The organism is Caldimicrobium sp. SLHALR3 (assembly GCF_058692735.1).
Genome location: NZ_CP182484.1, coordinates 1,299,507 through 1,317,773 on the forward strand (window position 1 = coordinate 1,299,507; position 18,267 = coordinate 1,317,773).

The 18,267-nt window shown below is 32.8% G+C and carries 16 protein-coding genes; 10 read left to right on the forward strand and 6 right to left on the reverse strand.

All coding sequences use genetic code 11. The features are described from left to right. Window positions 1-174 precede the first annotated feature (174 nt). The 3 genes from ACLGLP_RS06920 to ACLGLP_RS06930 all read left to right on the forward strand — a co-directional run bounded on the left by ACLGLP_RS06920 (window position 175) and on the right by ACLGLP_RS06930 (window position 3,688). Entirely contained in the window at window positions 175-1,026 is an 852-nt protein-coding gene (locus ACLGLP_RS06920) for a damage-control phosphatase ARMT1 family protein (RefSeq protein ID WP_492112550.1), read from the forward strand. 62 nt (window positions 1,027-1,088) lie between these two features. Next, window positions 1,089-1,949 carry a zinc metalloprotease HtpX gene (locus tag ACLGLP_RS06925; RefSeq protein WP_492112551.1) on the forward strand — a complete coding sequence of 287 codons (861 nt, stop codon included), beginning with the start codon at window positions 1,089-1,091 and terminating at the stop codon, window positions 1,947-1,949. Window positions 1,950-1,957: 8 nt separating this feature from the next. Then, a complete protein-coding gene (locus ACLGLP_RS06930; protein WP_492112552.1) occupies window positions 1,958-3,688 on the forward strand; it encodes an ABC transporter ATP-binding protein in 1,731 nt (576 codons plus the stop codon). Between the two features lie 2 nt (window positions 3,689-3,690). Here the strand turns inward: ACLGLP_RS06930 and waaC are convergent, their stop codons facing one another. Genes waaC through ACLGLP_RS06955 form a run of 5 tightly spaced genes read right to left on the reverse strand, consistent with a single transcriptional unit; the run spans window position 3,691 to window position 9,652 of the window. Next, window positions 3,691-4,704 carry a lipopolysaccharide heptosyltransferase I gene (gene waaC, locus ACLGLP_RS06935; RefSeq protein WP_492112553.1) on the reverse strand — a complete coding sequence of 338 codons (1,014 nt, stop codon included), beginning with the start codon at window positions 4,702-4,704 and terminating at the stop codon, window positions 3,691-3,693. After that, window positions 4,685-5,260, reverse strand: a complete 576-nt coding sequence (locus ACLGLP_RS06940; RefSeq protein WP_492112554.1) for a D-glycero-alpha-D-manno-heptose-1,7-bisphosphate 7-phosphatase — start codon at window positions 5,258-5,260, stop codon at window positions 4,685-4,687. The genes waaC and ACLGLP_RS06940 overlap by 20 nt, the downstream gene beginning before the upstream one ends. Before the next feature lie 13 nt (window positions 5,261-5,273). Further along, window positions 5,274-6,731, reverse strand: coding sequence for an Rne/Rng family ribonuclease (locus tag ACLGLP_RS06945; protein ID WP_492112555.1), 1,458 nt, complete (start codon window positions 6,729-6,731; stop codon window positions 5,274-5,276). A gap of 1 nt (window position 6,732) precedes the next feature. Continuing rightward, complete coding sequence (locus ACLGLP_RS06950) at window positions 6,733-7,569, reverse strand: purine-nucleoside phosphorylase (RefSeq protein ID WP_492112556.1); 837 nt, start codon at window positions 7,567-7,569, stop codon at window positions 6,733-6,735. Continuing rightward, window positions 7,544-9,652 (reverse strand): polyribonucleotide nucleotidyltransferase, encoded by a 2,109-nt coding sequence (locus tag ACLGLP_RS06955; RefSeq protein ID WP_492112557.1) that lies wholly within the window; start codon window positions 9,650-9,652, stop codon window positions 7,544-7,546. The genes ACLGLP_RS06950 and ACLGLP_RS06955 overlap by 26 nt, the downstream gene beginning before the upstream one ends. A gap of 237 nt (window positions 9,653-9,889) precedes the next feature. On the opposite strand from ACLGLP_RS06955, the gene ACLGLP_RS06960 reads away from it, so the two are divergent. The 5 genes from ACLGLP_RS06960 to rnr are packed head-to-tail and all read left to right on the forward strand — an operon-like array spanning window position 9,890 to window position 15,449. After that, window positions 9,890-10,639 (forward strand): ABC transporter ATP-binding protein, encoded by a 750-nt coding sequence (locus ACLGLP_RS06960; RefSeq protein WP_492112558.1) that lies wholly within the window; start codon window positions 9,890-9,892, stop codon window positions 10,637-10,639. A 21-nt stretch (window positions 10,640-10,660) separates the two neighbouring features. After that, a complete protein-coding gene (locus ACLGLP_RS06965) occupies window positions 10,661-11,821 on the forward strand; it encodes a SufB/SufD family protein (RefSeq protein WP_492112559.1) in 1,161 nt (386 codons plus the stop codon). 9 nt (window positions 11,822-11,830) lie between these two features. Next, window positions 11,831-12,934 (forward strand): histidinol-phosphate transaminase, encoded by a 1,104-nt coding sequence (gene hisC / locus ACLGLP_RS06970; RefSeq protein ID WP_492112560.1) that lies wholly within the window; start codon window positions 11,831-11,833, stop codon window positions 12,932-12,934. Between the two features lie 28 nt (window positions 12,935-12,962). Continuing rightward, window positions 12,963-13,313 (forward strand): hypothetical protein, encoded by a 351-nt coding sequence (locus ACLGLP_RS06975; protein WP_492112561.1) that lies wholly within the window; start codon window positions 12,963-12,965, stop codon window positions 13,311-13,313. Window positions 13,314-13,331: 18 nt separating this feature from the next. After that, a complete protein-coding gene (gene rnr / locus ACLGLP_RS06980; protein ID WP_492112562.1) occupies window positions 13,332-15,449 on the forward strand; it encodes a ribonuclease R in 2,118 nt (705 codons plus the stop codon). A gap of 6 nt (window positions 15,450-15,455) precedes the next feature. On the opposite strand, the gene nikR is transcribed toward rnr, so the two are convergent. Continuing rightward, on the reverse strand, window positions 15,456-15,878 hold the full coding sequence (nikR, locus tag ACLGLP_RS06985; protein WP_492112563.1) for a nickel-responsive transcriptional regulator NikR: 423 nt from the start codon (window positions 15,876-15,878) through the stop codon (window positions 15,456-15,458). Window positions 15,879-16,129: 251 nt separating this feature from the next. Here nikR and ACLGLP_RS06990 point away from each other — a divergent pair, with 251 nt between their 5' ends. Next, window positions 16,130-17,152 (forward strand): aspartate-semialdehyde dehydrogenase, encoded by a 1,023-nt coding sequence (locus ACLGLP_RS06990; RefSeq protein ID WP_492112564.1) that lies wholly within the window; start codon window positions 16,130-16,132, stop codon window positions 17,150-17,152. Next, window positions 17,152-18,267, forward strand: a complete 1,116-nt coding sequence (locus ACLGLP_RS06995) for an SPL family radical SAM protein (RefSeq protein ID WP_492112565.1) — start codon at window positions 17,152-17,154, stop codon at window positions 18,265-18,267. The genes ACLGLP_RS06990 and ACLGLP_RS06995 overlap by 1 nt, the downstream gene beginning before the upstream one ends.

Sequence of the window (18,267 nt, forward strand, 5' to 3'; positions counted from 1 at the left end):
TATTATCCGAGTGGGGAAGTAATTCCTTATGAGGAGTTGGGAAGGAATGAGAAGACTTGTCAAAAGAAGAAATTTAGGATAAAAAGGAAAATTAAAAAAGATGGTGACATTTTGCCCTTGCAATTATGGTGACATTTTTGCTCTGTAATAACATACTTTAAAAATTATTTAAAAATGAAAATCCAGCTTGACTGTGTACCATGTTTTTTAAGACAGGCATTAGAGGCTTCCCGTTGGGTAACAGATGATATTAATATACAAGAAAAAATCATAAATGATGCCTTAAACATCTTGAAAAATTACAAGAAATATACATCTCCTCCTGAACTGGGAAGAGAAATACATAACTTGGTAAAAATTCATACCGGAAATACTGATCCTTATAAGAAATTCAAGGCAAAAAGTATAGAAATTGCAAAAAAATACTATCAATCCTTAAAAGAATTTTTAGATAAGCAGGAAAACAAATTGTATTGGGCTTTGAAAATTTCAGCTATAGGTAATACCATTGATACAGGAGTTTACTCCAAAATAAATTTAGAGGAATGTATAGAAAAAGAATTGAAAAAAGACTTTGCTGTATGTGATATAGAAATTTTTGAGAAACTGCTTAAAGATGCAAAAAGTGTATTGATTCTGGGAGATAATGCTGGAGAAACGGTTTTTGACAAAATTTTAATAGAAGAGTTATCTGCTAAAGAAATTTTTTATGCTGTTAGGGGAATTCCTATTATAAATGATGTTACCCTGGAAGATGCTTATGCTTCGGGATTGCATGAGTGCAGTAAAATTATCTCCACAGGGTGCAGTCTTCCAGGTATTGATTTTAAGGAATGTAGTCAAGAATTTTTAGAAATTTTTTACAAGGCTAGTATTATAATAAGTAAGGGACAGGGAAATTATGAAAGTCTTTCGGATATAAGAAAACAGAACATATTTTTTCTTTTAAAAGTGAAATGTCCTGTAATTGCTTCTCACATAGGAACTGAGGTAAACAATTATGTCTTCAAAAATTGTTTATCTTGACAAGGGTCTGTTTAATTTTATATTTTTATAATTAAAAAAAATCCGGAGGTGAAAAGTAAAGTATGTGGAATGTTTTAAAAACCTTTTTCTTTTTAGCTGTATTAAGTATTCTTTTCATTGTTGTTGGCAACCTAATTGGAGGAAAAACAGGGGCAACTATTGCTCTTTTTATGGCTTTAACCATGAATCTGATAGCTTACTTCTTTTCAGATAAAATTGTGTTAGCTTCAAGTGGTGCCATACCTGTTGACCGCAATCAAGATCCTGAGCTTCATGCTATAGTAGAGGAAGTGGCAAGAAAAGCAGGTATTCCCAAACCAAAGGTATACATTATTCCTGTTGAGACTCCCAATGCTTTTGCCACAGGAAGAAATCCCAAAAACGGTGTAGTTGCTGTAACTGCAGGACTAAGAAACCTTTTAACTCCTGAAGAATTAAAAGGGGTTATAGCTCACGAAATTGCCCATATAAAGAATAGAGACATTTTAATTTCTACCATTGCTGCAGTTTTGGTAGGTGCTATTACTTATCTTGCACAAATGGCTCAGTGGGCTCTTTTCTTTGGTGGTTTTCACAGAGATGAAGAAGACAACAACCCCTTAGGAATAATAGCAACTTTAATAGCTATTATCATAGTTCCTATTGCTGCAACTCTTATTCAGCTTGCTATAAGCAGAAGCAGAGAATTTTTAGCAGATGAAACAGGAGCTAAAATTATTAAAAATCCTATAGCCTTAGCCAATGCTCTTGAAAAACTCGAAAACTGGAATAGAGCATATCCTTTAGATGTAAACCCTGCGCATGCACAGATGTATATAGTAAATCCCCTTTCCAGTAAAAGCCTTTTTAAGCTTCTTTCCACCCATCCTCCAATAGAAGAAAGAATAGAAAGGCTCCTAAAAATGGCTAAAGAAGGAGTTTAGGAGTTTCATTGTCTCTTGAAGTTCTTTTTTTTATTAAAGACCTTCTTTCTTATTTAAAACCTTTCCGGAAAAAATTCTTTTTAGGTATAATATTTGCCATTTTAGTTTCAGGAATAACTGGTTTTAGCACCTGGGCAATAAAACCCATATTTAATTTTGTATTTGTAGAAAAGCATTACGAATACTTTAAATTCATTCCTTTATTTTTAATCATTACTTTTGGTCTTACTGGAATCTTTTCCCTTCTACAAGCTTATTTTATGAAGGCAGTTTCTACAGGGGTAGTAAATCTTATAAGATTTAATCTTTTTAAAAAGTGTCTTTTTATTTCTGTTGAAAAATTGAGCAGACATGGTCCTGGTCAAACTATTTCCCGGGTTATTAATGATACCGCTCAAATAGAGCCTATTTTGGGTGATAGTTTTCAAACTATTGTTAAAGAATCTTTAACAGTGTGTGCTCTTTTATGTGTTGCTTTCTTTCAAAGATGGGATTTAACCCTCCTTGCTTTATCTACTATTCCTGTAGTTGTTATAGGGGCAAGAATTTTAGGAAAAAAAACAAGAGAAGCAAGAAGATCAGCTCAGCGTGCAACTGGGGAATTGACCCAAAAGATGAACGAAATTGTAAATGGAATTAAAGAAATTAAAGTAAGTGGATCCTATGAAAATGTAGCAGAACTTTTTCATAAAGAGCTAAATAGATTTTATAGATATAGCTTAAAAATCACTAAATATAGAGAGGGCTCAAAAAGTTTGGTAGATATTGTTACAGGTTTTGGAGGAGCTTTAGTAATAGGATATGGAGGTTATCTTATCATAAATAATGCTATAACTCCAGGGGCTTTCTTATCTGTCTTAACTGCCATTCTTCTTATATTCAATCCTATTAGACAACTTGCAAAGTCCTATACAGGTCTAAAAGAAGCTCAGGGTGCTTGGATAAGAATTCAGGAAGTAATGAAATTAGAAGAAGAAAAAGGAGGAGAACTTATAGCATTCCCACCAAAAATTGGATTTCATTTTGAAAATGTTTACTTTAAATATGCTTCCCATTTACCCTATGCTTTAAATGGAATCAACTTATTTATTCCTGCAAATCAAGTAATAGCTCTTGTAGGACCAAGTGGATCTGGAAAAACGACCCTTGTTTCCCTTTTACCAAGATTTTACGAACCTCAAAAGGGAATCGTATATCTTGATAATATACCATTAAAGGAGTTTGATATTTTAAGTTTAAGAAGCCTTTTTGGAATAGTTTTACAAGAGCCCTTTCTTTTCAATCTTTCTATTTGGGAAAATTTAATTTTAGCCAAACCAGATGCCACGAAAGATGAAGTAATAGAAGCTTGTAAGCTTGCTATGGCTCATGAATTTATTGAGAAACTACCAAAAGGTTATGAAACAGTTATCGGTGAAGAGGGATTTTTTTTATCTGGGGGAGAAAAGCAGCGTCTTGCTTTAGCAAGAGTATTTCTTAAAAAGCCTCCCATTATTATTCTTGACGAAGCTACAAGTCAACTTGATAGTATTACAGAAACAGCCATACAGCAAGCTCTTGATAGATTTAAGGGTAAACACACCATCATTATCATCGCTCACAGACTCACAACTGTTAAAAAAGCTGACAAAATCTTTCTTCTTGAAAAAGGGAAAATTATTGATGAAGGAACTCACGAAGAACTACTTGATAGATCCCCCCTTTACCAAAACCTTTACAAAACATTTCATAAAGATTAATTTTACAAAATTTCCTCTAAAGCATTTTTTACATCTTCAGGTTTTATCTCAGACATGCACTTCCAGTTTTTACATTTTTTCTTAAAACAGGGGCTACAGGATAAAGGACTTTTTAAGACTTTAAATCTTCCTGCCCATGGTCCTGTTCTTTCTGGAGAGGTTGGTCCAAAAAGGGCAACAGTTGGTTTTTCAAAAGCAGAAGCTATGTGCATAGGACCTGTATCCACGCTAACCACAGCTTTAGAATCTTTTATTAATACCACAAGTTCTTTTAAAGAAAGTTTACCCACTAAGGACTTTACAAAAAAATACCTTTTTTCCATATTTTCTGCCCAAAATTTAAGTTCTATTTCAGAGGTGCTACCAGTTATAACTATCTCAAAGTTATGAGCTAAATCTGTACAAAGTTCAATAAGTTTTTCCCAGTAAGAATAAAGCCACCACTTGGTTTCCCATCTGGCAGAAGGAATAAAAACAAGGTAGGGCTTTTTAATAAAATTAAGATTTATGTTGTATATTTCTGAGGAAAAAATTGCCTTTGGGATTTCTTCAAAGGTTTCTAAAATTTCAGCTTTTTTAAATAGCTCTATCGTTTTTTTGGTTAGATAAAGGTATCTTCTAACTGCGTGTAAATCTTTATCATAAGGAGGGAGTTTTACATTATAAAAGAACGGGCTTCCTTCTCTATGATTTGAAAAACCTATTTTATATTTGGCTTTGGTAAATCCTGTAATAATACCACTTTTTAAAAGCCCTTGATAGTCTATAACTACATCGTATATTTCTGATCTTAAAGTTTTCAGAAAGTTTTTAAATTTTTTGAAAGAAAAAAAATTGTCATTGGAAAAAATAATGAGTCTATTAATATAAGGATGATTTTCTAAAATTTCGGCATTTCTTTTATCTACTACCCAGTCGATTTGAGAATCTGGTAAATACTTTTTGAGAAAACTCAGAGATGGCAAGGTTTGAACGACATCTCCTAATGCTGAAAGTTTAACTATTAGAATTTTCACCCTTTTGAAAATCCTCTATGATAAATTGAGCAGCCTCTTTTAAATTTTTTGCCACAAAATAGGGAAAAATCCCCTTTTTAGGAGCAACATATTTAAGCTCTCCTTTTCCGTATCCGGTTAAAACAAGAATTCCCTTAATTCCTATGTTTTGCGCTGTTTCTATGTCAATGATTTTGTCTCCAATTAAGTAGGATTTTTTAAGATCTATGGGGTATTTTTCTAAGGCTTGCAATATAAGCCCTGGCTTTGGTTTTCTGCAAGGACAATTTTCTTCGGGATGATGAAAACAAATGAAAAAATCATCTATAAAAGCTCCTCTTTTTTTAAGTCTTTTCTGTAATAACTCATTTGCTTCAAAAACGAGACTTTCAGGAAAATATCCTCTCGCAGGTCCGCTTTGATTGCTGATTACAATAAGTTTAAATCCATGACTTTTTAAAAGTTTTAAAGCCTCTGCAACGCCAGGCAAGAGTTTTAAGCGCGATAAATCATTTATATAACCCATTTCTTCATTAATTGTCCCGTCTCTGTCTAAAAAAACTGCTGGATATTTCATTTAATACTTAGTTTTAAAGTATATGAAATTTATATTCACAAAGATGAAATTCCTTATTTGGTTTTAAAATAGCCGTAAAATTATACTTTTTTTCGAGGTCTTCCAAGTAATTAATTTCTTCTCCTATAATTTCAGAGAGATCTGGATGTATTTCTATTTCAACCTTTTTATTTTTAATATGAGGACCCATTTTCATAAGTCTTCTCAAAATTTCATAATAGATAGTTCTTTTGCTCTTTATTTTTGCCTCTCCAGAACAATAAGGACAGGGTTCATAAAATATTTGATAAAGAGATTCTCTTTTTCTTTCTCTTGTCATTTGAAGTATTCCAAAAGGAGAAATAGGAAGAAAACTATGCTTTGCCTTATCTTTTTTTAAAGCTTCTTTTAAGGTTTGAAAAACCACTTCTTGATGTTCAGGATTTTCCATATCTATAAAGTCAATTATGATGAGTCCTCCTATATTTCTAAGCCTTAACTGATACGCAATTTCTTCTGCAGCTTCTAAATTAATTTTAAAAACGGTTTCTTCAAGTTCTTTTGTGCCAGTATATCTTCCTGTATTAACATCAATAGCAGTAAATGCTTCACAAGGTTCTATTACAATAAATCCTCCTGATTTAAGCCAGACCTTCCGGGAAAGCAACTTTTTTACATCTATCTGAATACCGTGAGCTGTGAAAATATCCTCTTGTCCCTCATAAAGTTCAACATATGGAACAAGGTGAGGGAAAAATTTTTCTAAAAAGTCTTTAATGTTTTGATAAAATTCTGGGTCATCTACTATTATTGCTGAAATCTGTTTGTTAAAAAGATCTCTAATAGCTCTTAAAGCTATATTTAATTCCTCATAAATAAGGGCTGGAGCCTTTACTTTTTCTGCCTTTTCTTTTATTTCCTGCCAGAGAGATAAAAGAAATTCCATTTCTGTTTTTAGTTCTTCTTGAGAGGCTTCAATAGCTGCTGTTCTAATAATCCATCCAGTATTGGGAGGTCTTATTTCTTCAAATAGTTCTCTTAGTTTTTTACGATCCTTTTCGCTTTTTATTTTTCTTGAGATACCTATATGGTTGATATAGGGAAGAAAAACAAGATAATGTCCAGGTAAAGTAAGATTGGTTGAAACTCTTGCTCCCTTATTTCCAATTGGCTCCTTTATAACCTGAACTAATATCTCTTGCCCTTCTTTCAAAATTTCATGTAAGTTAGTAACTACAACCCCTTCTTTTTCCCAGTCTACTTCTCCTGGAGGCATTATGTCATCACCGAAAAGAAAAGCAGTTCGCGTTAAACCAATATCAAGAAAGGCAGAATTAATTCCCGGAACAACTCTTACGACTTTTGCTTTGTAGATATTTCCTACCAGCCCTTTTTCAGAAGGTCTTTCTACATAAAACTCCACTAATTGATTTCCCTCTATAAGTCCTACTCTTATCTCAAAGGGTGTATAATTTATAAGTAACTTTTCCATTTTAAACTTCTAATTTTTTAATAAAGGTTCTTATTAGTTTTTCAAGTCTTTTTTCGGCTTTTTTAGACTGTTCTACTACTTCAGAAAAAATTATAGGTTTAAAGTTGTCTGGATCATTTACATTGGAGATAACAGAAATTCCAAGAACCTTAAGTCCTGCATGGACAGCTACTATGACTTCTGGAACTGTAGACATGCCCACTGCATCGGCTCCTATCATTCTTAAAAATCTTGTTTCTGCAGGTGTTTCAAGGCTTGGACCAGGAACAGCTACATAAACCCCTTCTTTAACTTCCTCATTAAGTTCTTCTGCAACCTCTTTAAAAAGTTTTCTTAAATTAGCATCGTAAGCACCTGACATATCAGGAAATCTTGGTCCCCAGTTTTCATTATTTATTCCTCTTAAAGGGTTATCAGGAATTAAATTTATATGGTCTTTGATAAGCATTATATCTCCAGACTTAAAAGACAAATTTAATCCTCCTGCTGCATTAGAAACGATATAAACTTTAGGTTTAAAAAGGGTAAGGACTCTTAAAGGAAAAGTTAATTCTTTTGCAGAATAACCTTCATAATAGTGAAATCTTCCTTGTAAAATAGCTACTTTTTTTCCTTCTAATAACCCAAAAACAAGTGCCCCCTTGTGAGTTTCTACTGTAGAAAGGGGAAAATTAGGAATTTCTTTGTAAAGAAAAGTTTGTATCTTTTCGACCTTTTCTCCTAAAGATGAAAGTCCTGTGCCAAGAGTAATAACAATATCAGGGTAAAAGGGAATTTTTTCCTTTAGAAATTTATAAGTTTCTTCAACTTTTTTAAAGTATTGGAGCGTTTCTTCCATTTAGTGATTTTTCTTCTTCCTCAAATTTCGTAGTAAATTTTGGTCTTCCAAGCTCATCAAATTCTAAAACTTTTACTTTTATTTTTTCTCCTATGTTATAAGCTGACCTTAAATCTTTAGGAGGATTTTCTATTTTGGAAATGTGTAAAAGTCCAATCTTACCTGGAAGTACCTCCACAAAAAGCCCATAAGGTTCTATTCTTGTAATTTTCCCCTCATAAATTTTTCCAACTTCTATTTCAGCAATAATAGCTTCGATTTCCCTTTTTGCTGCTTCAATATCTTCTTTTCTCTGTCCTGTAATAGATACCCTACCCCCATCAAGAACCCATATTACTGTGTTAGTTTTTTCTCTTATTTCTTTTACTGTTTTTCCTCCCGGACCTATAATGAGAAATGCTTTATCTTCAGGAACAGTAATAATTTCAATTTTTGGCGCATAAGGAGAAAGTTCTTTTCTTGGTTCTGAAATAGCTGAGTACATTTTATCAAGGATAAACAGGCGAGCTTCTTTTGCTTTTAACAGCGCTTCTTCCATAATTTCTCTTTTTAATCCCTTTACCTTTATATCCATCTGAATACTTGTAATACCATCTTTAGTTCCAGCAACCTTAAAATCCATATCTCCCAACTGATCTTCCTCACCAAGAATATCCGTTAAAATCACATATTTATCTTCTTCCATAACAAGTCCCATTGCAATTCCAGCAACATGTTTTTTTATAGGGACTCCTGCATCAAAAAGAGCAAGAGAACCTGCACATACTGTTGCCATGGAGGATGATCCGTTTGATTCAAGCACATTAGCTACAACTCTTATAATGTAGGGAAATTCCTCTTCAGAAGGTATTAGAGGTTCAATTGCTCTTTCAGCAAGGGCTCCGTGTCCTATTTCCCTTCTTCTTGGAGGTCCCCAAGGTCTTGCCTCTCCTGTGCAAAAGGGAGGAAAATTATAATGAAGCATAAACCTTTTAAAGGTTTCACCCTCGTAAATGCTTTCTACAAGTTGTGCTTCTTCAGGAGATCCTAAAGTAGTGGTAGCAAAAACTTGAGTTTGTCCCCGAGTAAAAATGGCACTTCCGTGAGGTCTTTCAAAGGGGTGAACCTTTATGTCTATTTCTCTTATTTCATCAGGAGTTCTTCCATCAATTCTCTTTCCTTCCTCAAAAAGCTTTTTTCTCAAAATTTTGCTAATCAATTTTTTATAAAAATAACTTAAAGCTACTTTGTTGATCTCTTGATCCTCTAAATTTGCTATAAATTCTTCATAAATTTTGTTAAGATTTTCTCTTCTTAAAATTTTATCAGAAATTTCTAAGGCTTTTTTAATTTTTTCGTAATAAAGATTTTCCAAGTTAGTTTTTACTTCTTCTGGTATGTAAAGTGGTTCTATTTCCTTTTTAGGAGCACCTGTATTTTGTCTTAATTTTTCTTGAGCCTCTATTAAAGGCTGGCATTTTTCCAGAGCTAAATAAAGTGCTTCTGTTATTACTTTTTCTTCAACCTCCTTTCCTCCACCTTCTACCATAACAATTGCATCTTTTGAACAAGCTACTACTAAGTCAAGGTCTGCTTTTTGTCTTTCTTCATAGGTAGGATTAATAAGAAACTTTCCTTCTAACCTTGCAATCCTTATCCCTGCTAAAGGACCTTCAAAGGGAATTTTAGAAATATGCAGAGCTGCCGAAGCTCCTATTATAGAAAGAACATCTGGATCGTATTTTTCGTCAGCAGATAAAGTTAAGGCAGTTACCACAACATCATAGAAAAAACCCTCTGGGAAAAGCGGTCTTATAGACCGGTCTATTAAACGAGAAACTAAAATTTCTCTATCTGTTGGTTTACCTTCTCTTTTTATAAAACCTCCTGGAATTTTACCCCAAGCAGAGGCTTGCTCTCTATAGTCAACTGATAAGGGAAGAAAGTCTACTCCTTCAACCAGATTTTCACCCATTACTGCAGTAACCAAAACAGCTGTATCTCCTTGCCTCACAACTACTGCTCCATCAGAAAGTTTAGCATATTCTCCAGTTTCAATAATTATCGGTGCTGAAGAGCCAATTTCCACCTCTACTCTCTCCATAATAACAGCTCGCCTCCTTCAGAATTTTTCAATTTGGTTTTACAGTTTAGAATATAACTTAAATTTTTCAAGATAACTTTATTTTTTAACTTCTTTTAATTTTTAGAGCTTGTCAAATTGCTAAAGATTTATTAAACTCTCAAAAAATTTTTTAAGAATTGTTAAGCATTATAGTAAAAATTTAAAAGTTGTGCATTATAATTATACTATAATAACCCTTTAGAGAGGTTTTAAAAAATGGAAAAACTTTTAGAAATAAAAGACCTTTGGGTTGAGGTTGAAGGAAGGGAGGTTCTCAAGGGTATCAACTTAACCCTTCCTTTAGGACAAACTCATGTAATTTTTGGGAAAAATGGCTCAGGAAAAACCACGCTTCTTATGACTATTATGGGCTTTCCTGCTTATAAAGTGAAGCATGGAAAAATTTTCTTTAAAGGTGAGGATATAACTGACCTTCCTCCTTATGAAAAAGCTAAAAGAGGAATCGGTATAATGTTTCAGAGACCACCCACTATAAAAGGGGTTAAGTTAAGAGACATTTTAAGATTGTGTGCAAAGGAAAATAATGTTAAAATTGAAGAGTTGGCAAGAACCTTTAAATTTGAAGACTTTCTTGATAGAGAAGTAAATAAAGGTTTTTCAGGAGGAGAAATTAAAAAAAGTGAACTTCTTCAACTCTTGGTTCAAGATCCTTCCTTAGTTTTACTTGATGAACCAGAATCAGGAGTTGATGTAGAAAACATTCAATTAATTGGAGAAATGATAAAAAAACTTTTACAAAAGGATACCCCTCATAAACCAAGGACAAAAAGTGGGCTTATAATAACACATACAGGTTTTATTCTTCAATATGTAGCAGCTGATCTTGGATATGTAATTATGGATGGAGAAATTTATTGTCAAGGCAATCCTGTAGAAATTTTTGAAGGTATTCAAAAGTATGGATACGAAGGATGTAAAAAGTGTTTAAAAAGGCTTTCCTTTTAATTTTGGATTTTGGAGGATTCTATGACAGAAAAAACGGATATAGATCTAAAGAAATATAAACCAGCTAAAATAGCTCCTAAACCTAAGGATTTATCAGAACTAAGTGAGGAAGAAAAGGATCGTCTTAAGCTTTTAGGTTTGGATGAGGAATTAAAAAGAGAAGGAGAATATGTCCAGATAGATGCTGAACCTGTTCTTTGCAAGAGAGAAGTAGAAGGTCTGGAGATTCTTCCTATTACTGAAGCTTTAAAAAAATACGATTGGATTTCTGACTACTACTGGAAGGCTGTATCACCAGAAAAAGACGAATTTACAAAAGCTGTAGCCGAAGATTTAGATAATGGCTATTTTATCAGAATTTTGCCTAATTGTAAATTGGTTTATCCTGTTCAGACCTGTCTTTATATCAGAACCGATAATATAGCTCAAAGGGTTCATAATATTGTAATTGTAGAGGAAGGAGCCGAGCTTAATTTAATTACTTCCTGTTCTGTTCATCCTCACATTGGTTCTGCTCTTCACATAGGAATTTCTGAATTTTATGTGAAAAGAGGTGGAAAGTTAACTTTTACTATGCTTCATGTATGGGGAGAAAAGACAGATGTAAGACCAAGAACAGGGATAATAGTTGAAGAAGGTGGAACTTATATCTCAACTTATGTTAGTCTTTTTCCTGTAAGAAATATACAAACAGCTCCTGTATGTCGTCTTGTAGGTAAAAATGCTAAAGCTTCTTTCATATCCATAATTGCCAATTATCCAAAATCTTATGTAGATATAGGAGGAGAAGTGCATTTAGAAGCAGAAGAAACGAGAACAGAAATCATATCTCGTAATGTAGTATACGGAGGAGAAAACATTGCCAGAGGGAAAATAATTGCAAAGGCACCTAAGGTAAAGGGACACCTTGAATGTCAAGGGCTGATGCTGTCTAATGAAGGGGTTATGAGAGCTATACCAGAATTAGATAGCTTTTTTTACGATGTAGAATTAACCCACGAAGCTGCGGTAGGTAAAATAGCTCAAGAGGAGGTGGAATATCTTATGGCAAGAGGACTAAACGAAGAAGAAGCCACTTCTCTCATTGTAAAAGGATTTTTAACTGTTAAAATAGAGGGAATACCACCTGCTCTGCAGGCTCAAATTGATAAAACCATGGAGCTTGCTAAACTGGGATTTTAAATACTTAAAATGCAGTTTAAATCTCATTTAAAAAATTTGATCCCCTACCCTCCTGGAAAAACCATTAATGAACTTAAGAAAGAATTAAATATTACCGGTAGGGTATATAAACTAAATTCTAATGAAAATCCTTTAGGTCCTTCACCTAAGGTTATAGAGACTCTTAAAGCCTGCCTTACACAAATTCACCTTTATCCTGAAGCAAGTTATTATGAACTAAAAATAGCTTTGGCAGAAAAGTGGGATGTTTTACCAGAACAGATTGTTCTTGGGAATGGTTCAAATGAAGTAATAGAGCTTATCTTTAAAGCCCTTGTTAATCATGGTGATGAAATAGTAGTAAGTAAACCAAGTTTTTTAATGTATGAAAAATTTGCTCAGATCTACGGAGTTAAAATAAAATCTGTAGCACTAACTGAAAATTTGACACATAATTTAGATGAGATTTTAAAAAATATTTCAGAAAAAACCAAAATCGTCTTTTTAGATCACCCCAATAATCCCACTGGAAGTGTTTTAAATAGAAAAGCCTGGGAAGATTTTTTAAACAAATTTCCTTCTCGTGTTTTACTTGTGATAGATGAAGCCTACGGAGAATTTATAGATGATCCTTCTATTCCTTTAGGAATTGAGTTTTTGAAAGAAGGACATAAACTTTTAGTACTAAGAACTTTTTCAAAAGCGTATGGACTTGCTGGACTAAGATTGGGTTATGGTATAACTTTTTTAGAACTTTCTAAAATACTTGATCTCGTGAGACAGCCTTTTAACATAAATTTTTTGGCCTATAAAGCTGGATTAGCTGTTCTTCAAGATAAGGAATATATAGAAAAAAGCTTAAACATTGTAAAGGAAGGTAGAAAATATTTAACCGAGAAATTAACTCATCTTGGATTTAAAGTTTATCCCTCTCAGGCTAATTTTATCATGGTTGATTTTGGAGATAAGGCAGAAATATTATACCAGGAATTACTTAAAAGAGGGTTTTTAATAAGACCCCTTAAAGCTTATGGATTTCCAAATGCTTTAAGAATTTCAGTGGGATTACCTGAAGAAAATAAAGCTTTTATTGAGAATTTAAAAGATTTGTTAAATATTTATCTTGACAAATAAAATTTTACCAAGTAAGTTAAAGTAAGAAATGAGATTTTTTAGTTTAATCTTATTCTCTCTGGCTTTATTTATAGGAAGTTTTATCGTTTTAAACGATAATTATTATGCAAAATTTGCTCAAAAGGTTAGCAAAGAAGTCTTTGTATTAGCATCAACGGAAAGTAACATCCAAAATACCACGAAAGAAAAGCCAAAAGACTTTAAATGTTTAAAATGCCACAAAGGTTCTAAAAGTCTTGAGAATATGGTAAAAGAAAAAAACATCGATTCTGCAAAAAAACTGAGATTTTTGATAAGAGAGGGGCCTAAATCGGGTCTTCATATAACTGTTCCGGATGAGGACTTAGAGAAAGCTATTCAATATCTGGATCTGGAATAAAGTTACATTATTATTTTTATGCCTTCTAAGGAAAAAGGAAAAATTTTCCAGAACTTAGAAAAAGAAATTCTTTTTCTGTTTAAAAAATATAAAAAACCACTTCTTTTAAGAGAGATCTATCACCTTCTGCATATCCCCTCTGAAAAGAGACCCTTTGTAAGGTCAGTAATAAAAGAACTTCTTGAAAAGGGAAAATTAATTCAATTAAAAAGAAGAAAATATGCCCTGCCTGAAAATTATCCGGTTTATCAGGGAAAGTTGAGAGTTCACCCAGATGGTTTTGGATTTGTAGAAACCGAAGACGGAAGAACTGTTTTTATTCCGCCAAGAAAAATCAAAAACGCACTAAATGGAGATATAGTCCTTGTAAGAATTGAAAAGATAACTCCAAAAGGTCCAGAAGGAAGTATTGTTAAAGTTTTAGAGAGGAAAAGAAAAAATATCGTGGGTTATTTAGTAAAGCGTAAAAAGTTTTTCTTTGTTGAGCCCGAAGACCCAAGATTTCCCTTTGAAATTTATATTCCCAAAAAAAGACTTCATCAAGCCAAAAAAGATCATTTAGTAGTTACCAGGATTATTCAAAATACTTCAGAATTTGGATTACCTGTAGGAGAAATAATAAAGGACCTCGGAGATCCTAAAGAATTAGAAACTCACGCTTGGGCGGTAGTATATGCTTATGACTTACCACATGTTTGGAGTGAAAAAGTTCAAAAAGAATTAATAAGAATACCATCAGAAGTCAGACCAGAAGATAAAGAAGGCAGAGTTGACCTTACAAAAATCCCTTTAGTTACTATAGATGGAGAAAATGCAAGGGACTTTGATGATGCTATCTGTGTTATGAAAACCAAAAACGGATACAGACTCTGGGTAGCTATAGCTGATGTTGCCCATTATGTTATAAAAAATACCTTTTTAGATAAAGAAGCTTATTTAAGAGGAACAAGTGTCTATTTTCCCAATATGGTTGTTCCTATGTTTCCTGAAAAACTCTCTAATCATCTTTGTAGTCTCAATCCAAAGGTTGAAAGACTTACTATGACTGTAGAAATCGATTTTACCAAAGACGGAGAAATTATAAAAACTAAATTTTATGAAGCTGTCATAAAATCACATGCCCGTTTAACTTATACAGAAGTAAAAAAAATGATTGTGGATAGAGATAAAGAAACTGTAGAAAAATATAAAGACCTTTACCCAATGTTAGATACGGCTGCAGAACTTGCTCTTATTTTAAGAGAAAAAAGATTAAAAAGAGGAAGTCTTGATTTTGACCTTCCAGAACCAGAAGTAATTATGAATATGAAAGGGGAAGTGGAAAATATTATAAAAAGAGAAAGAAATCTTGCCCATATGCTGATAGAAGACTTTATGATTGCTGCTAATGAAGCAGTAGCTGAATATTTAACCAAAAAGGGCTATCCTTTTCTTTATAGAATTCATGAGTCCCCTGATTTAAATAAATTCAAGCAACTTTTTGAAATACTTTTAGCCTACGGAATAGATGTAGAATTTCCAGAAGAACTAACTCCTCACTTTTTCCAAGAACTCATTGCAAAATTCAGCGGGAAACCCTATGCATATCTTTTTAATACCCTTCTTTTAAGATCTCTTAAACAGGCAAGGTATTCCCCAGAAAATGTAGGGCATTTTGGTCTTGCTTCTACCTGTTACTGCCATTTTACTTCACCCATAAGAAGATACCCTGATCTTGTAGTTCACAGAACTCTCAAAAGAGCTTTAAGAAATAAAAAACCTCCTTATAAAGAGGAAGAGCTTGAAGTAATGGGCAAATTTCTTTCGGAAAGAGAAAGAACTGCTGAAGAAGCAGAAAGGGATGTATTAAAAAGATTTCAAGCATTCTTTATGAAAGACAAAATCGGAGAGACCTTCCACGGAATTATCACAGGAATTACTGCTTTTGGATTTTTTGTGGATTTAGAAGAATATTTGGTAAGTGGCGTTGTAAGATTAATTGACATTAAAGATGATTACTATAATCTTGATGAAAAGGGAATAGCTCTTATAGGGCAAAAAACAGGAAAAATCCTTCAGCTGGGACAAAAAGTAAAAGTAAAAGTAAAAGATGTAGATCTCAAAAGGTTTTATATCAATTTTGAATTGTTAGAATAAAAAAAATTAAGTGGGTAAACTTTTCCCAAGGGTTGTTAAAGCAAGATTAAGATGAAGCACCCCTTTTTGTGCCTGAATTTTATCTGCCAGTTCTTTTATTTCATTTGCTTTTCCTTTCACCAAAATTGCCTCAAGACATCTATCGTGATCTACATGAATATGTTGAGTAGTAATAATTTTATCATAATGCTCATGCTGGATATCAAGTAATTTATCAGCAAGTTCCCTTTTATGGTGGTCATATAAATAAGTTATAACTCCTACCACCTCTTCTTTTGACTCCTTCCATTCCTCTTCCACCAATTTTTGTCTTATAAGATCTCTTATAGCTTCTGAACGATTGGCATAATGCTTTCTTTCTATATATTCGTCAAAAGTTTTTAACAATTCCTCTGGAATGGAAATTCCAAAGCGTGCAAGTTTTTCCATCTTTTCCCCCTTTTTCCTCATAATAAATAACCTCTTATTTGATGTTACTTTTTTTCTTTTTATATTTAGATTTTTAAACTTTAAATTACCACAAATATTAAATTTGTAAAGTCTTTTAAGAGTATATATGAAATTTTGTGTTGATATAAGCTTTAATTTTTGCTATTTAAAGGGTAAGCAAAAACAAAGGTATTGAAATCTTTTAGTTATATGATAGCTTTTTAATTTAATCCATTTAAGGGGGGCTTAAAGTGAGGGAGTATAATGTGGCTATAGTAGGAGCAACAGGAGCAGTTGGTAGAATGATGCTTACTGTGCTTGAAGAAAGAAATTTTCCTGTTAAAAATTTAAAACTTTTTGCTTCTCCCAAATCAAAAGGATTAAAACTTCCCTTTAAAGGCGAAGAAATTGAAGTAGAAGTGTTAGAGGAAACCAAAAGTTTTAAAGGAATAGATATTGCTCTTTTTTCTGCTGGAGCTCAAAGAAGTTTAGATTATGCACCTCTTTTTGTAAGAGATGGAGCCGTGGTTATAGATAATTCCAGTGCTTGGAGAATGGACCCAGAAGTTCCTTTAGTAGTTCCTGAAGTTAATCCTCACGCAGTTGCTAACTATAAAAATAAAGGAATAATTGCTAATCCTAACTGTTCTACTATTCAAATGGTGGTTGCTCTTAAGCCTCTGCATGATTATGGGAAAATAAAAAGAATTGTAGTTAGCACTTATCAATCTGTTTCAGGAGCAGGTCAAAAAGCTATAAATGAATTAGAAGCTCAGGTTAAAGCTTGGTGTGAGGGAACTCCTATGCCTCCTGCTAAGTATATCCCTCAAATAATAGCCTTTAATTGTGTTCCTCACATTGATGTGTTTCTTCCCAATGGCTACACCAAGGAAGAAATAAAAATGATAGAAGAAACCAAAAAAATTATGGAAGACCCAAATATAAGAGTAACTGCAACAACTGTGAGAGTACCTGTATTTTATGGACATGCTGAGTCTGTAAATGTAGAAACAGAAAGAAAAATAACAGTTGAAAAAGCTAAAGAACTTCTGGAGAAAGCTCCTGGAGTGGTGGTATTAGATAATCCTCAAGAAAAACTCTATCCTCTTCAGATTGAAGTTGTAGGAAGAGATGAAGTCTTTGTAGGAAGAATTAGAGAGGATTTTTCCATTGAGAACGGACTTAATCTTTGGATTGTTGCAGACAATTTGAGAAAAGGTGCAGCTACCAACGCAGTGCAAATCGCTGAAGTTTTAATTCAAAACTATTTATAATGGAAATATTTGTTGAAGAATCAGCCCTTTCTTTTCAATTAACTAAAAAATTTTTAAAAAGACATTCTGCTAAAATAATACCTTCTTATGAGGCTTTCAAGTGGGAAGATAAACCTTTTTCAGAACTTATTTCCCTTGGGAAAAAAAGATTATTTTTAATGAATTATAAAGGAAATTTTTTCAGATCCTGTCCGGGAACAAAGATTTATTATTGCTGTGGATATAAAATTTTTCACTTTGGAGAGGGATGCCCTCTTGATTGTAGCTATTGTATTTTGCAACTTTATTTAAATAGACCCGGACTTAAGATTTGGGCGAATTTAATAGAGGATGGTCTCCCAGAGGTTTCAAAAATTTTAGAAGAACATAAAAAGAAAAACGAAATTCTCAGAATTGGAACAGGCGAATTCGCAGATAGTTTAGCTCTGGAATCAATCTGCAATGTTTCTGAAATTTTGATAAATTTTTGGCAAGATTCGGATCCCTTGGCTGTACTTGAGTTAAAAACTAAAATAGCCCTTTCTGAAAATTATTTTGCGAAATTTAAACCTGATCCAAGAATTATTTTTGCTTGGTCTGTTAACACAGAAAAAATTATAAGAAGCGAAGAAAAGGGAGCCTCCTCTCTTGAAAAAAGAATAGAGAGTGCTAAAAAAGCCGTAAAATACGGATTTACAGTAGCTTTTCATTTTGATCCTATAATCTTTTATGAAGAAGCAGAAAAAGAATACCCTCAGGTTTTAGAAAAAATATTAAATTCTGTTCCACTTGAAAATATAGCTTGGATTAGCCTTGGCACTTTAAGATACCCTAAGGATTTAAAAACTATAGCTGAAAGCAGATTTCCTGAAACCAAAATTTATTCCTATGAATTTATAGAAGGTTTAGACGGAAAAAAACGTTATTTTATAGACTTAAGAAAAAAACTTTATAAATCTTTCAAGAATTTAATTGATGAAACAAAGGATAAAGTAACTTATTATTTTTGTATGGAGGGAGAAAGGATGTGGGAAGAAATTTTTGAAAAAAAGATAAGCTCATCTTTAGAGCTAAAAAATTTGCTTGATAAAGTTGCTTTTAGACTATGTGAAATTAAAAAAGGAGGAGAAATTTAA